The organism is Arthrobacter globiformis (genome assembly GCF_003261175.1).
Taxonomy (GTDB): domain Bacteria; phylum Actinomycetota; class Actinomycetes; order Actinomycetales; family Micrococcaceae; genus Arthrobacter; species Arthrobacter globiformis_A.
In genome coordinates this window covers 393,941-407,381 of sequence record NZ_QLNP01000098.1, presented here as the reverse complement: position 1 = coordinate 407,381, position 13,441 = coordinate 393,941, and the positions used below count along the sequence as shown (strand labels likewise).

General features: G+C 65.7%; 16 protein-coding genes. 9 read left to right on the top strand and 7 right to left on the bottom strand.

Annotation, left to right across the window (positions count from 1 at the left end):
• Positions 1–12 precede the first annotated feature (12 nt).
• Positions 13–999: a LysR substrate-binding domain-containing protein gene (locus DBZ45_RS18520; protein ID WP_111905282.1), complete on the bottom strand. Its 987-nt coding sequence runs from the start codon at positions 997–999 to the stop codon at positions 13–15.
• 90 nt (positions 1,000–1,089) lie between these two features.
• Between DBZ45_RS18520 and DBZ45_RS18515 the strand changes: the two genes are divergently transcribed.
• Together DBZ45_RS18515 and DBZ45_RS18510 are read left to right on the top strand one after the other, a co-directional pair.
• Positions 1,090–2,352, top strand: coding sequence for an MFS transporter (locus DBZ45_RS18515; protein WP_111905281.1), 1,263 nt, complete (start codon positions 1,090–1,092; stop codon positions 2,350–2,352).
• Positions 2,353–2,470: 118 nt separating this feature from the next.
• Complete coding sequence (locus DBZ45_RS18510; RefSeq protein WP_076801434.1) at positions 2,471–2,980, top strand: Lrp/AsnC family transcriptional regulator; 510 nt, start codon at positions 2,471–2,473, stop codon at positions 2,978–2,980.
• A gap of 48 nt (positions 2,981–3,028) precedes the next feature.
• Here DBZ45_RS18510 and DBZ45_RS18505 read toward each other — a convergent pair whose 3' ends face one another.
• The 3 genes from DBZ45_RS18505 to DBZ45_RS18495 all read right to left on the bottom strand — a co-directional run bounded on the left by DBZ45_RS18505 (position 3,029) and on the right by DBZ45_RS18495 (position 5,392).
• Positions 3,029–3,265 (bottom strand): 2-nitropropane dioxygenase, encoded by a 237-nt coding sequence (locus tag DBZ45_RS18505; protein ID WP_111905280.1) that lies wholly within the window; start codon positions 3,263–3,265, stop codon positions 3,029–3,031.
• On the bottom strand, positions 3,262–4,017 hold the full coding sequence (locus tag DBZ45_RS18500) for an ArsR/SmtB family transcription factor (RefSeq protein WP_111905279.1): 756 nt from the start codon (positions 4,015–4,017) through the stop codon (positions 3,262–3,264). Before DBZ45_RS18500 ends, DBZ45_RS18505 begins: the two co-directional genes overlap by 4 nt.
• Positions 4,018–4,156: 139 nt before the next feature.
• The gene (locus tag DBZ45_RS18495) at positions 4,157–5,392 is read right to left on the bottom strand and encodes an MFS transporter (RefSeq protein ID WP_111905278.1); all 1,236 of its coding nucleotides are present in this window, start codon (positions 5,390–5,392) and stop codon (positions 4,157–4,159) included.
• Positions 5,393–5,566: 174 nt separating this feature from the next.
• On the opposite strand from DBZ45_RS18495, the gene DBZ45_RS18490 reads away from it, so the two are divergent.
• The 7 genes from DBZ45_RS18490 (at position 5,567) to DBZ45_RS23700 (ending at position 11,319) form a co-directional block, all read left to right on the top strand.
• Complete coding sequence (locus DBZ45_RS18490; protein ID WP_440130532.1) at positions 5,567–6,055, top strand: Lrp/AsnC family transcriptional regulator; 489 nt, start codon at positions 5,567–5,569, stop codon at positions 6,053–6,055.
• Positions 6,056–6,064: 9 nt separating this feature from the next.
• Positions 6,065–6,490, top strand: a complete 426-nt coding sequence (locus DBZ45_RS18485) for a DUF1761 domain-containing protein (protein WP_111905276.1) — start codon at positions 6,065–6,067, stop codon at positions 6,488–6,490.
• A 25-nt stretch (positions 6,491–6,515) separates the two neighbouring features.
• The gene (gene corA / locus DBZ45_RS18480) at positions 6,516–7,511 is read left to right on the top strand and encodes a magnesium/cobalt transporter CorA (protein WP_111905275.1); all 996 of its coding nucleotides are present in this window, start codon (positions 6,516–6,518) and stop codon (positions 7,509–7,511) included.
• A complete protein-coding gene (gene zapE, locus DBZ45_RS18475; RefSeq protein WP_190243181.1) occupies positions 7,511–8,017 on the top strand; it encodes an AFG1/ZapE family ATPase in 507 nt (168 codons plus the stop codon). The genes corA and zapE overlap by 1 nt, the downstream gene beginning before the upstream one ends.
• 75 nt (positions 8,018–8,092) lie before the next feature.
• Positions 8,093–8,434 (top strand): hypothetical protein, encoded by a 342-nt coding sequence (locus DBZ45_RS18470; RefSeq protein WP_111905273.1) that lies wholly within the window; start codon positions 8,093–8,095, stop codon positions 8,432–8,434.
• Positions 8,435–9,309: 875 nt separating this feature from the next.
• Positions 9,310–9,711, top strand: coding sequence for a hypothetical protein (locus DBZ45_RS18460; protein ID WP_111905271.1), 402 nt, complete (start codon positions 9,310–9,312; stop codon positions 9,709–9,711).
• A 1,332-nt stretch (positions 9,712–11,043) separates the two neighbouring features.
• Positions 11,044–11,319, top strand: a complete 276-nt coding sequence (locus DBZ45_RS23700; RefSeq protein WP_111905270.1) for an EthD domain-containing protein — start codon at positions 11,044–11,046, stop codon at positions 11,317–11,319.
• A gap of 119 nt (positions 11,320–11,438) precedes the next feature.
• Here the strand turns inward: DBZ45_RS23700 and DBZ45_RS18450 are convergent, their stop codons facing one another.
• The 3 genes from DBZ45_RS18450 to DBZ45_RS18440 form a co-directional block, all read right to left on the bottom strand.
• Positions 11,439–11,660, bottom strand: a complete 222-nt coding sequence (locus DBZ45_RS18450) for a hypothetical protein (RefSeq protein WP_111905269.1) — start codon at positions 11,658–11,660, stop codon at positions 11,439–11,441.
• A 29-nt stretch (positions 11,661–11,689) separates the two neighbouring features.
• Positions 11,690–12,133 carry a DUF3592 domain-containing protein gene (locus DBZ45_RS18445; RefSeq protein WP_223257150.1) on the bottom strand — a complete coding sequence of 148 codons (444 nt, stop codon included), beginning with the start codon at positions 12,131–12,133 and terminating at the stop codon, positions 11,690–11,692.
• 524 nt (positions 12,134–12,657) lie between these two features.
• Positions 12,658–13,284, bottom strand: a complete 627-nt coding sequence (locus DBZ45_RS18440; RefSeq protein WP_111905268.1) for a hypothetical protein — start codon at positions 13,282–13,284, stop codon at positions 12,658–12,660.
• Between the last annotated feature and the right edge of the window lie 157 nt (positions 13,285–13,441).

The following is a 13,441-nucleotide window of genomic DNA, read 5'->3' as shown; positions in this document are numbered from 1 at the left end:
GCCAGCGGCCCGTCAGGCGCCTGAGCGGGACCGGACCAGCCCCGCCAGCAGCCCTGGCCCCTCCTCCAGCACCAACTCCCGGAAGAGCCTGACGGCGTCAGGTTCGCTCTCCCGCCCGCTGCGGCGCTCCCGCCACGCCAGGCCGATCTCGCGGTACGCCAGTTCCGATTCCAGCGCAATTTCGACCCAGCCCAGGTCGCCGGTGTCCGCCGTGACGCCGCGGCCCGGTCCGCTGCCTCCCTCCGGGGGGAGGATGCTGACGCCCAACCCGGCGGACACCAGACCACGCGCGGTGTGTGAATCCTGGCTTTCGAAGGCGATCCGCGGTCTGAATCCGGCCTCCCGGAACAGGGCCTCCGCCAGGGAGCGCAGCCCGTAGCCGGATCCGAGCGCAACGAACGGATCTTTCCGGATCTCGGCCATGGCCACGGACTTCCGGTCCGCCAGCGGGTGCCGGTGGTGCACCACGAGCCGCAGCGGTTCCCGGTACAGCGCGGCGGAGCCGATGGCCCTGCTGGCTGGCGCCACTGGCGCAGTCAGCGCGAGATCGGCGGCGCCGGAGGAGAGTTCCGCCAGGCAGCTGTCGCGGGAGCCTTGGCGGAGATCGAACTCCGTCTGCGGATAGCGGCCCCGGAATGCGCTGATGAGCAGGGGCAGCGTCGCCTCGCCGAACGTGTGCTGGAAGGTCACGGCCACCCGGCCACGCACCACCTCCGATTCGTGCCGGACGAGGTCCAGGCCGGCACGGAACTCGGCGAGCGCCGATTCCACATAGGGCAGCAGCGCAGTGGCGGCAGGTGTCAGCCGGACTCCCCTGCCGTCCCTGACCAGCAGCTCGGTCCCCACCACGGCGCTGGCGCGCGCCAGCGCACGGCTGACCGTCGACTGCGGAACGCCGAGCAGCTCGGCGGTTTCGGTGATGTGCTGCGTCCGCCCAAGCTCCGCCAGCAACGGCAGAATCGGAAGCAGCTGCACCAGCTGCCTGTGCTCGATATCCACTGTTTCCCTCCGTCATTCAATCCGTTCCAGCATGAATCACTGACGAATCATGCATTGGATACTAGGTCAGCATAGATCTACGCTGAAGGCATGCCAACGCCCCACAAGCACGCCCCCGGAAACCTGGAGTGGAACGGGCACCGGAAGGGTTCACAGGCCTACGGCAGGATCCTGGCCGGCCTCGCGTTCGCCGGCGTGGCCACCTTCGCGCAGCTCTATTCCACCCAGGCCGTGCTCCCCGTGATGGCCGCCGAGCTTCGGGTTACAGCGGCCGAAGCCGCGCTGACCATTTCGCTGGCCACCGTCGGCCTCGCCGTCACCGTCATTCCCTGGTCGTTCCTCGCAGACCGGATCGGGAGGGTGAAGGCCATGACCTGGGGAATCTGCCTGGCCACGGCACTGGGCCTGTTGGTGCCCCTGGCCACGTCCTTCCCCGTCCTGCTCGGCCTCCGGATGCTGGAGGGCATGGCCCTGGGCGGCATTCCTGCCATCGCCATCGCCTACCTCAACGAGGAAATCGACCGGGCGCACGCCGCCGTGGCCGCGGGCAGCTACGTCGCGGGCACCACACTGGGCGGCCTGGCGGGAAGGCTCGTCGCCGGACCGGCCGGGGAATTATGGGGATGGCGCGCCGCCGCGCTCTCGGTCTCCATTCTGGCCACCGTGGCCGCCGTGCTCTTCCTGGTCCTGATCCCCAAGGCCCGCGGCTTCAGCCCGGCCCGGGGCCGAGGCCTCCGCGGTGCGGCCAGGACGCTGTCCGGCCATCTGGCCAACCCGAGGCTGCTGGCACTTTACGTGCAGGCCTTCCTGCTGATGGGCGGCTTTGTGGCCGTCTACAACTATCTCGGGTTCCGGCTCTCCGGCGAGCCGTTTAGCCTTCCCGCCACGCTCATCAGCCTCATCTTCCTGGCCTATCTGTCGGGCACCGCGACCTCGCGCTGGGCCGGCGCCCTGACGCAGCGCTTCGGCCGGCGCACCGTGCTGCTGGCCGGCATTGCCGTCATGGCGGCGGGCCTGGCCCTCACCCTCACCCAGGTACTGGCGCTAATACTGGCCGGGCTCGTCATCTTCACCGGCGGCTTCTTCGCTGCGCACAGCATCGGCGCAGGCTGGACCGGAGCCATTGCCCAGACCGGCCGGGCACAGGCGGCATCGCTGTACAACCTCGCGTACTACCTCGGCTCCAGCATCCTGGGCTGGGCAGGAGGACTGGTGTTCCAGTCCCTCGGCTGGCAGGCGCTGGCTACTGCCGTCATCATCCTGGGGTGCACGACGGCGGTGATCACCGCCGTCGTGCACCCCGCCTCCGGGCGGCAGCGGCGGCAGGACGAGGCGAGCCTGCAGCATCCCTGAATAATCCGCCGCCCAACGAAGGAGGAAACCTGCAGATGTTCGGGAGTGCCGCCCACAGGTGAATGTCTCGGCGACTTTCACGCCGCTAAGATGAACGGAGAACACTTCAGGAGGATCCGTGAGCAGCAACGCGAAGAATATTCGCCCGGCGGCGGGGCACGAACCCCTCGACGCCATCGACGAGCGGCTGCTGGCGGCACTTGTGGACGACGCCCGGATATCCAACAAGCAGCTGGCTGAACTGGTGGGCATCGCCCCCTCGACCGCCCTCATGCGCACGCGCGCGCTCTCGGACCGGGGCATCATCCAGGGGTTTGAGGCGAAACTGAGCCTTTCCGCGATTGGCCGGTCAGTGCAGGCCCTCATCGCCGTCCGGCTCCGCGCCCACGACCGGGAGCAGATCGACCGGTTCACCTCCCGGGTCCCCAAGCTGCCTGCCGTCCTGTCAACCTTCCACACGTCGGGCTCGGTCGACTACCTGCTGCACATCGCCGTTGCCACCACCGAGGACCTGCGGGACTGGGTTCTGGACAACCTCGCCACGGACCCCGTGGTGGGCCACACCGAAACCACGCTGGTGTTCGAGCACATGCCAGGCAACCACGGGCCGCTGCCGGATCAGGACTGAGCCCGCACCGGGACTGAGCCTGCACCGGGACAACCCGCCCGATGCTGCCTAGCGGCGCGAAAGCAGCAGGCCGGAGTGGGCTGCGCCGATAATGTCTCCGCGGAGAAGGTTCAGTTCATCTCGGCGCCGAGCGGCGTCCCGCTGCAACCGGACGGTTTCCTCGGGAACAACCCGGCGCCGCTCCGCCCATCCCACCAGGCCGGCGCCGATATGGACGGCCACGGCTTCCAGCACGGAGGCACGGCGGTAGCCGGTGACGGACTGGTTGACCGATAGAGCACTCATGGCTCTTTCCTTTCGGGGCTCGTTGACTCTTTTGTGCTGCTGTATTTCGCCTGGGCTGCATTGTGCTCCGCGGTGTGCTCCGCGGCGTGCTCCGCGGGCTGCGCTTTACGCTGGCCGCGGCTGCCGGCGGACGCGGGGACGCCAAGGATGGGGAAGGCGTTGAAGTGGATCTGGACGGGACGGGCGCCTTCCTGCTCGTCCTCACCCCGGATCCCCTCCAGGAGTCGGTAGGAGTAGGCGTCCATCGCCCGTGTATACGCGGCCAGCTGTTCTTCGTTCATTCGCACGTTGGCGGTGCTGACGATGGCCGCTTCCAGCCACTCGCGGTCGAGGGTGTCCGCCCCGTGCGCCATAAAATCGGCCAGCACGGCCTGGCGGCGGTGTTCGAACTCCCGGTTGACCAGCCGTGACGCTTCCTGGGTGGCGGGCGAACTTGCGAGCTCAGGTGACGAAACCTCAATGGCGCCGCGCGGCCGCTCCCACCACCGCTCACGTGCCGTGCCTTTTCCCTCCACTTCCCGCACGAAGTCGTGCTTGGCCAGCTGGCGCAGGTGATAGCTCGTGGAACCGCTGGACTCCCCCAGCAGGTCGCCGAGGCTGCACGCCGTCTGCGCCCCGTACCGGGACAGCATCTCCAGGATCTGGACGCGCAGCGGATGTGCCAGGGCTTTGAGGGAGGCCGGGTCCATCTTTCGTACGGGGTACGGCAGATCCTGCACGTCGGGGGTTTCGATGTTCGGCTTAGCGGCCATACGGCAAGCCTACTCTTGCAAAGATTTCTTTGCAACGGTTATTTTGCAACCACTTCTTTGCAAGTGTTTCTTTGCAAATCGGTGTTTTGACGACGACGGCGGTGCCTCCCGCCGCTGCTGCGGGTGCCTCCCGGCGCTGCTACCGGCGGATACTGCGGCGCCAGGTGATCACGGCCAGCAGCCCCGCCGCGCAGGCGGACGCAGTCACGAATCCGGCGACGGCCGTCTCCAGGCCGTACGCCGCCGTTGCTAACCCGAGCCCCACCACCGGCACGGCACTTCCGAGGTAGGTGATCATATAAACCGTGCTGACGATCTGTGCATGCCGGGACGCCTCCACCTTGCCCGCCACGTCGTTGAAGACGGTCCGGAAGGCTACGCCCTGCCCGGCGCCTGCGGCCAGGCTCGCCGCAACCAGCAGCCACGGGTTGCCCGCGGCAGCCGCCGCCGCGAGGAGCGCCACCCCGCCGCCCAGCACTGCCAGCCCCGCGGGCACTGCGAACCTGCTGCGGACGGCGATCAGCTGGCTCAGGGCCGAAGCGCCCAGGGTGAGCCCGGCCAGCAGGCCGATCAGTGGCCGCGAATCGGTGACGAGAATCTTCGCGAAGTAACTTGGCGCGAGGGACAGGCAGAAGCCGAAAACGGCAAAGCTGAGGAAGCCGACGGCTGCTGCCAGCCAGAATGCACCACGGGCCTCCCGGGACACCGTCGGACGGCGCGGCGCCAGGACCTTCAGCGGGCGGGGACCGGCAGCAGGTTTGATGGTGGGACGGGCGCGCAACAGGTACAGCGGGACCAGCAGGGCGGCCAGGACGAGCGAATGGATGAGGTACGGCGTGGTGGTGGCACCCGGCAGGAGGGAAAGGATCCCGCCGATCGCGGGGCCTGCCGCCACTCCCCCTGCCGATGCCAGCAGCGTGAAACGGGAGGCCCACTCCGGGCGCTTCGGCAGCAGCTCGCGCAGCGCTGCGGAGCTCGCCCCCGTAGCCAGTGCCACGGCAACGCCCTGCAGCGCCCGGCCGCCGCAGAGCCCGGCAAGACTGTCCGCGTTCGCAAAGAGCAGGCCGCCCGCGAGGCCCGTCAGCACGGCAAGGAGGAGGGCCGCACGGCGCCCGATGTGGTCGGACCAGTGCCCCGCGAGCATGAGCGTAGCCACGAGGGCCAGGACATAAGCGGCGAACGCGACGGTGATGCCCAGGGAACTGATGCCGAGCCGGGCCTGCAGCAGCGGGTACAGCGGGGTCGCCAGGTTTGCTCCCACCAGGAGAGTGAAAATGACGACGCCGGCCATGGCAAGCCGTGAGGTGGTGGACGCATCCCAGCCCCAGCGGGTAGCTGAAGCCGGACGCATTCGAAGTTCGCTAAAGACGGTCATGCCCGTGCCCTTGCCTGTGTGCCCGGCGAACCTGCCCCTTGTGGGGGCTGCTCGCACGGATGGAATCCTGGTACCTAAAGAATGCGGCAGGAGTGCGTACCGAGTGCGTCATTCTGTGGGAATATTGAGCAAAACCATCAATCTTTGGCCGGATTCATGAACCGGAGTGACGATTTGAACACATTGGACCCTACGGATCTGAAGATCCTGCTCGAGCTGATCCGCGACCCCCGCGTCCAGATCGGCGAGCTGAGCGAAAAACTCGGCATTGCGAGGAACACTGCCCAATCCCGCGTGCGCCGGATGCTGCGCTCTGGCATCCTGCACGACGGCGGCCGTGAGATCGACCTCGAGGCGGTGGGATTCGACGTCGTCGCCTTCGTGACGATTGAGGTGACCCACCGGGAACTCGACGGAGTGATCGCCGCCTTGCGGCTGATTCCCCAGGTCCTCGAAGTGCACGAGATCTCCGGCCGGGGCGACGTCTGGTGTCGGGTGGTGGCCACGGACACGCAGAATCTCCAGGCCGCGCTGCGCTCGATCCTGCGTATCAAGGGTGTGATCCGCACCGAAACCGTGCTGGCCCTCCACACGCACATCCCGTACCGGACCGAGCCCCTGATCAGCCGCCTCGTGCAGTCTGCCGGCGCCCAGTCGGAATAGGATTCGAGGATGGACTGGCTCTCTTACTTCTTACAGGTCAACTGGCTTGCGGTACTTCTTGCCTTCATCGCGAGCATGGCCATCGGCTTCGTTTGGTATTTGCCCGCCGTGCTCGGCAATCGCTGGATGGAGGCCGTGCGCAAGACGGAAGAGGACCTCAGGAACTCGGAGGGCGGCGCCGCGGTCTGGGTTCCCATGATGGCGGCGGCAGCCCTGACAGTCATCCTCCTCGCAGTGCTGATCAACAAGCTTGGACTCGACAGCGCGCTGGCCGGCGGATGGTTCGCTTTTGTGCTGGCAGTGGTGTTCCGGGTGGGAGGCCACGTAATCCACAACGGTTTCGCCGGACGTCCTGTTGCAGTGACGCTCATCGACTCCGGCCATGATGTCCTCGCTGTGACCGCAGCGGGAGTGATCATCGGCGCGATGTCCTGACTCAACAGACGGAGACCTGCAGACTGTGACCATCATTGACAACGCCGTGTACGTCGACGGGGTCCGCACAGCGGAGCCCGAAAACCTGGAGCAGACGTTTGAGACGCTTGACAGCCATGGCGGAATGGCCTGGATAGGCCTGTACCGTCCTTCGAAAGCCGAAATGGCCGCCGTAGCCGAGGAGTTTGGGCTGCACGATCTGGCCGTCGAGGACGCCATCTCGGCCCACCAACGGCCAAAGCTGGAGCGCTACGGTGACAACCTCTTCACTGTTCTGCGGCCGGCCCGGTACCGCGACGACACCGAAACCGTGGAATTCGGCGAGCTCCATATTTTCGTTGGCAGGAACTTCGTGGTGACCGTCCGGCACGCGGAGATGTCCGGCGTCGGACAGGTGCGCCGCCGGCTGGAGTCCAGGCCGGATCTCCTCCGCCACGGACCGCCGGCAGTACTGTACGGGCTGCTGGACCAGGTGGTGGACGATTACGCCCCCGTGGTGGCCGGGCTGGAGAACGACATCGACGAAATCGAGGACCAGCTTTTCTCCGGCGACTCCGCGGTGTCCCGCCGCATCTATGAACTCGCCCGCGAGGTCATCCAGTTCCAGCGGGCCATCCATCCGCTGCCAGTCATCATGCAGCAGCTCAACGATGGATTCGACGACTTCGCTGCCGACGCCGAGCTCCAGCACAACCTTCGGGACGTCGAGGACCACGTGGAGCGGGTGATTTCGCGGGCTGATTCCTTCCGTGACCTCCTGCAGAACGCGCTGACCCTGGACGGCACGCTGACGGCCAACCGGCAGAACGAGGCCAGCGCGCAGCAGAACGAGCAGGTAAAGAAGATCTCTTCCTGGGCGGCCATCTTCTTCGCCCCGTCCTTTGTGGCCGGCGTGTACGGCATGAACTTTGACCATATGCCGGAGCTGCACTGGGCCTACGGCTATCCCATGGCGATGCTGCTGATGGCCGCCACCGCCGCGCTGATGTATGTCATCTTCAAGCGGAAGGGCTGGCTCTAGTGGCCGGTTTCGATCAGGGCCTGGTCATCACGCCCGGCACGGAACGACAGCTGGGCGCCTACGGGCTGTTCCGGCCCTCGCCTTCCCAGCGGGACGTCCTGGCGCTGCCCACCGGTCCGCTGCCAGTTAAGGGTGCCGACCCGGACATCCTGTGGGCCAGCTTCGCCGAGCTGTGCGGCGGGGCCCGGGCGGCTGCGGACTATGTGTTGCTGGCGGGAAGGTTCCCCGCGTGGGTGGTGGACGCCATCCCTTTACCCTCAGCGGAGTCCGCAGCCGGCACAGCCGACTGGCAGCGGTTCCTGGCCTTGCTGGACGTCCTCCACGAGCGGGACATCACTCCGTTCCTCATCGCCCCGGCCCCGCTTGGCGATCCCCTTGGTGCGCCGGCGGGCAGCGTCCCCGTGGAACTGGCCGCCGTCCTGTCACGGATAGACCAGCGGCTCTCCGCGCTTCGCCGGCTCGAGTCGGACGAACAGTTGGCGGATGAGCAGTCCCGCGGCTGCTAGCAACAGCCGTAACCCGTCCGTCCTTAGCTGGTTGCGTCTGCTTACAATCGATTGACATCAACTACTGAGGGAAACATGAAGAAACTCACCACCGCCCTGCTTGCCGCCGGGTTCGTCCTCTCCGCTTCCGCCTGCGCCGCGCCGCAGCTCACCACCGCACAGACGTGCGACCGGATCCGGACGGTTGTCTCGAACCCCGCGAACTCCGTCGGCAAGACCGGCATGACCCGCCTGGCCAACCAGATCCGCCCCATCGAGGCAGTGTCCTCGGACGAGCTGCGGCCCGCGCTGCAGGCCATCCTGGCATACACGGATGAGTCCGCGAAAGAAACCCCGGACGAGGCGAAACTCACCGAGCTGAAGACCGGCTACGAGCAGGCCGGCAGCACCTACAGCAGGTTCTGCGGCGGCCAGTAACCCGCACCTCTTGCACGTCTGGCGGCCACGGGCAGGGAATTCCCCCTCCCCGTGGCCGTTTTCGCGCCAGGGCTGGCAGCGATTTCAATGCGGCCGCCGTCCGACGCAAAGGTCGTTACCTGGAACAGGCGGTGCCTCACATACTTTGCGTCCTGCCGGCTGATCCTTCCCTGCTCCAGCGTGGCAACGCCCATGTCCAGATTCCATTCAAGGCGCCGGGGCGGGCGTCCGGGTAGCGGAGGTAAATCAGTACCTGCCCGTGCTCCGAGAGTCTGTCCGCCGTCTTCCTGCTGCGCTTCCAGGTGAAATACCCGGCTATGGCGGCGGCCAACATCCAGAATGACGCGTTGAAAAGGGCATCCTCCGGGGGCCCGCCCACGGATCATGTCCACGGCCACCACGGCGCCCCATCCAACCAGCACAGCCATGACGGCTACCCGGAAGCGGTCTCTTCGGCCCAGCTTTTCATGAGAGCGATGCTAGGCGAAGCTTGGGAAAACCTGGGGAGTGCGGGATCTAACCCCGCGCCCAGGGGGTAAAAACGAAGCCCTGCTATCAGGTAGCACCCGCATTTCACAATGTTCAGGCTGCAGACTGTTCCTGTCCCTGAAGCAGAAGGTAGCCGCGAACCGATGCTTCAGAATGCCGGGTCCGGATCGCATTCCCCCCGATGTACCCGGACCCGGCGGACAATTACATGCGGCGGCCAGGGGCCGCCGGAGCTCCCTGCCTGCGGGCCGTCTGCAGCTCCCTGGATTGATACTGGCAAACTCTTGATCCGAACCTGCGACGACGGTGGCAGGTTCTTGAGCTGCGTCCGGGAGCATTTGATTCAGAATCACAGAACGGCGTGGACAAATGGATGAGGTGGCTGCATGACGGAGGACCCGGACGCGGGCCAGGACCTTCCGGTCCTGGATGACGGTGCATTGCAGGACCTCAGCGACGAAGCCGGCGAGGATGCGGCGCGGAAGTTCATGGAGGAGTATCTGGTGATGCTCCCCGTGCGGGCGGCCAGGATCTTCAAGGGCCTCACCCGTGGCGATACCGAGACGACTTTGGAGGCTATCATCAGCCTGAGGGTCAGCTCCGGGATGGCCGGCGCGCGGCGCCTTGAATCCTACTGCGGCAGTCTCGAGAGCGCACTGAAGCAGGGCCATACCCCTGACATGACAGCGGTGAAGGCCGTGCTGTTCGCGAACATCCGCCAGGTGGTCCGTGAATCGTCCCGGCGCGGCCACCTCCCGCCCAAAGGACAAGGTCCTTCCGGCTTATGAGCTGTAGCCGCGGATTAGCCGGTGACCACGGGGGAAAAACAACAACACCCGGGTCCGACGACCGGGGTGTAGCTGTGGGGCAGGAGGCGTGTAGTTCACGACATAGTTGACATATGAGTCGGGACATCGTGAACAGGTGACGCTTCACCGGTGAGTCGGGACATGGGTGACACTTCTGGGTTGCAGCCGGCTTCAAGTGCCGACCCCTCAGCCGCGCATGGCGAGCTCGACGTCCGCCCCGTCGAGGCACAGCCCGGTGCTCACCCCGTCAACCCAACCCTGAGCGCAGTCCGGCCGGCAAGTCTTCCCAACCTCCAGGTCATATCCCTCAAGGCGGCCAACTCGTCAACATACACCGGCTCCGCCGTCCGCCACGTCCGGTACAAAACGTGGCAGGACTGGTCGAACGGGATGCAGCCAATGTCGTGTTTCGGGTTCGAGGAGTACGTGAGCTCCCAGTCGCGGCCGGGATGCCGTCCGCGATGGAGACCATCATGCCGATCTTCCCAGCCTCATTGCCAATCTTCCCAGCCCCATTAAGGTTGGCACTCACCAGCAGGACGCCGGCGGTTCGCTGCTCACCAGCCACCCCCGGAGTGGTAGGAGGAGTGGTCCTGGTGGCCGATGAGCTGGCCGGGCAGCTGGACGGCGAGGTCGGTCCAAAGGCGGGACGTAAGCCTGCGTCAAAGCCAGCTGGGTCACCCCAGACGGCCGGGGCCCGGCGGACCAGGTGAACCGCGGCCGATGTCGTTCCGGGCGTAGACCCACTCCCCTGTCTGCTGGTCTTCCTGCGCCCGGGGACCCAGGCGCCAGTTGATCCCGCCCCGGTCAGGTCCATCAGCTTGCTGCCGTCGATCCCGAGCCCGGTGACGGCGGCGAGGCCCTTGACCAGGCGCACGTGCGCGGAGAAATGCGTGTAGGGCAGCAGGCCTGCTCCGTGCCGGCCAGCCCCGGCAGGGGCACATGCGTTCCCAGGAAGTCCTCGTCGAAACCCCTTCCGGGTCGGCAAGGTCCCCAACGGTAGCGGTCGGAGCTAGGAGCACTTCGTCCATGACCGGACCCCACCAGTGGCAGATGACAGCCAGGTGAAGATTCCAGGTTCCTTCCGTGCGGGGCGGGTTGAGCGCGGCCTTGGAGCTCTGGGTCACCAGCTCGTAGCAACGGAGCGCGAGGGAGTTGCTGATCGCGAAGACGGAGCCTGGGGATCTCTTCATGGTCAACTGATAACTTGAGGCTCCGCTCCTGTCCGAGGCAATGCGAGGCGTCCATGATCAAGAGACTTACTACCTGGAGGGTACAGGCGGGACTGGACCCTGAGGTGGCTGTTGAACGGTGGCTGACCCGCCATGTTCCCTTGGTTCTGGCCGTTCCAGGGGTGCGGGCTTACGTTCAGAACCGCTGTGTTCCAGCACCCGATGGGGCAACCGTCCATATGCGGGCTTGGGTGAGGTCTGGTTCGAGACCCGTGAGGCTGCAGCTGCGGGAAGACAGTCCCCGGAATGGTCGGCGGTCGTCGCTGACGCCCGCGAATTTATGGACATGCCGACAATTGTCGTGGCCTGGGCAGAGGAGCATCGGGCCTCCCCCAAACGATCGGAATCGGGGTAAGCCGAAGCCCCCTATGAATCTCCCCGCCGCCTACGGTTCCATGGTCCTCCCGAGGTGCGGCAGGATTGCGGACGCGCGCGGCCGCGTGTTCCCGGGCTCCACAGAGCATCGTTTGGCGGTCAGAAGCGTCCGTCATAGCTTTCCCTAATGGCCAAAGCAGTGAACTTCCATCCTGCAATGATCTCGCCCAGATCATGTTCTGGGGATGCCTTGCCCAGCCGGCGAATCATGTCCATTTCCGCCTCCATAGACGTGGCCATCCGGTCCGCATAGTCGATCAGCTCCCGGATCTTTTGCGCCGGAAGGTCGGGCGGCTCAGGATAAGTGATGATCTCCTCCATGCGACCAGTGTGCCACGGGGCAGTTCCGATTAGCCGAGGGGGAAGACCCCGATGAACCAGAATGAGGCCAGCGCGAAGAGCCCGAAGAACGGAGCCAGGCAGCCGAGCAGCAGCTTGGACGGGTGGGCGACCTCGAATGATTCCTCGGGATTCTCCGCGTTGTAGGCCACTTCCAGGACTGAGCCGGGAACAGGCCGCTCCACCAGGGAGACCTCCGATTCCCCGAGGTAGAGGACACCCTGCGGCCCGGTGAATTGGTAGGTCGGCCAGTAGCGGCGGTTTCGGTTCGTGTTGCCGACACCTGAGGTCCAGCCTTCCCGACCGCCGGTGACGGTCACCTGAACCTTCGGCCAGCCATCGATCCGCCGCTCCTGGGCCTTCGTCTTTCGCAACGAAAGGATGCAGGCGGCCGCGGCGGCCGCGGCGAACAGCGTCCAGATGATGTACAGCACGATTTTCAAAGCGTCCCCCATGTCGCAGCCAGCATGCATAGTCTCTCAGTGCATGTGCCTGATCCGTAAATTGACCTCAGGCAGGGCATGGACAGCGACGGCTGGTGACTGGATGCTCAGGTCAAGTCAAGGACGAACCGGGGCTGGATGGGGGCGGCAGGCAGCATGGGATCCAACGCTTATCTGGAGGCCGTTGCATGTTTCCTCCTGGCTGCGGCATGTTCCTTCGTCGGGGTAACCACTCGGTGGAATCAAGCCATCCAGTCCACGGAGGGAGCCCGGTCGGCTATGGCCGGGTTCTGTTCAGTGCCCTGACTCTGGGTATGGATCTTCTCAAAGGCGAGGGATCGAGCGCGCGCGTCGTCTTTTCGAACTAGGACGTCAAGCTGCTGCCCGGCAGTAATGATCCGATGGGGTGTTCGGGCCTCGCTTTGGCGCCGGCCTTTGCTTAGTCACTTTCTTCGGCACTGCTCCCCCACGTCGTTCACCGACCCTGCTGGAGGCAATCTACCGGGCGCGCCGGGCCGGTTACTGGTGGATGTCCATCAGTTGGTCGTCCGCGGAAGAGATCGGACGTGCACAATGATGACCTGGACGTCCTGGGAGCCGTCGTAGCGGAGGTCGTAGGTGACCTCAAGACCAGTGGACGTTCCCGGCTGCAGGGCGAAGTCGCTCTTCTCCTCCGGCCGCCGGGAGGTGGATTCAATCCAGCGCTCAGCGGAGTCGGCGGGGACGCCGTAGCGCTCCACGGCGTCCCGGATCAGTGCCACATATTCATCGAGCGAGTCGGCCGTGAGGAAGTACGTGACCTCGCTGAAGTCTGAGCGGTTGTTCATGCCGTTGAGCCGAAGCCGGTCAGTTCGGGCGGTGAGGACTCCGTGCGGGGATTCGATGAGCACGTCCATGAGCCCGTCGGGGATGTGGACTTCCGGCGCCTGGCTGATCCCGTCTTCCAGACCGACGCCTCCCTTTGTCAGCCGTCCGGCCCTCATATCCAGGCGGGCGATCTTTGAGGCCTTGATCTGCTCGATGCCGGGAGCATCCAGATTCGAAAAGATCTTGGCGCCTGCTGGCGGGGCGGCTGTTTCCGTCGGAGTGGCCCCGCCCAAGGGCACGACGCACCCGGTCAGTAGCAGCGGTACGGCAAGGAGCAGGGCGGCGAAGCGCTTCATCGGTTCCCCAGTGTTGAGCAGATATGGAAAGACTATCGGAGCTTGCCTCCGGGAACGGCATGCCTAAGGCTGGCTGACGTACATTGGACGGGAGAAGTCCGGCTCGGCCCTGTGTCCCCTAGCCCCTCCGGCGGTGTTCCTCCGACACCTCGAAGAA

Bases quoted from the DNA above. Each gene is read 5' to 3' on its own strand.
- DBZ45_RS18515 (WP_111905281.1), top strand. From the start codon at position 1,090: ATGCCAACGCCCCACAAGCACGCCCCCGGAAACCTGGAGTGGAACGGG.
- DBZ45_RS18485 (WP_111905276.1), top strand. From the start codon at position 6,065: ATGGACTGGCTCTCTTACTTCTTACAGGTCAACTGGCTTGCGGTACTT.
- DBZ45_RS18450 (WP_111905269.1), bottom strand. From the start codon at position 11,660: ATGGAGGAGATCATCACTTATCCTGAGCCGCCCGACCTTCCGGCGCAA.
- DBZ45_RS18470 (WP_111905273.1), top strand. From the start codon at position 8,093: ATGAAGAAACTCACCACCGCCCTGCTTGCCGCCGGGTTCGTCCTCTCC.
- DBZ45_RS18440 (WP_111905268.1), bottom strand. From the start codon at position 13,284: ATGAAGCGCTTCGCCGCCCTGCTCCTTGCCGTACCGCTGCTACTGACC.
- DBZ45_RS18505 (WP_111905280.1), bottom strand. From the start codon at position 3,265: ATGAGTGCTCTATCGGTCAACCAGTCCGTCACCGGCTACCGCCGTGCC.
- DBZ45_RS18495 (WP_111905278.1), bottom strand. From the start codon at position 5,392: ATGACCGTCTTTAGCGAACTTCGAATGCGTCCGGCTTCAGCTACCCGC.
- DBZ45_RS18460 (WP_111905271.1), top strand. From the start codon at position 9,310: ATGACGGAGGACCCGGACGCGGGCCAGGACCTTCCGGTCCTGGATGAC.
- DBZ45_RS18500 (WP_111905279.1), bottom strand. From the start codon at position 4,017: ATGGCCGCTAAGCCGAACATCGAAACCCCCGACGTGCAGGATCTGCCG.
- DBZ45_RS18445 (WP_223257150.1), bottom strand. From the start codon at position 12,133: ATGGGGGACGCTTTGAAAATCGTGCTGTACATCATCTGGACGCTGTTC.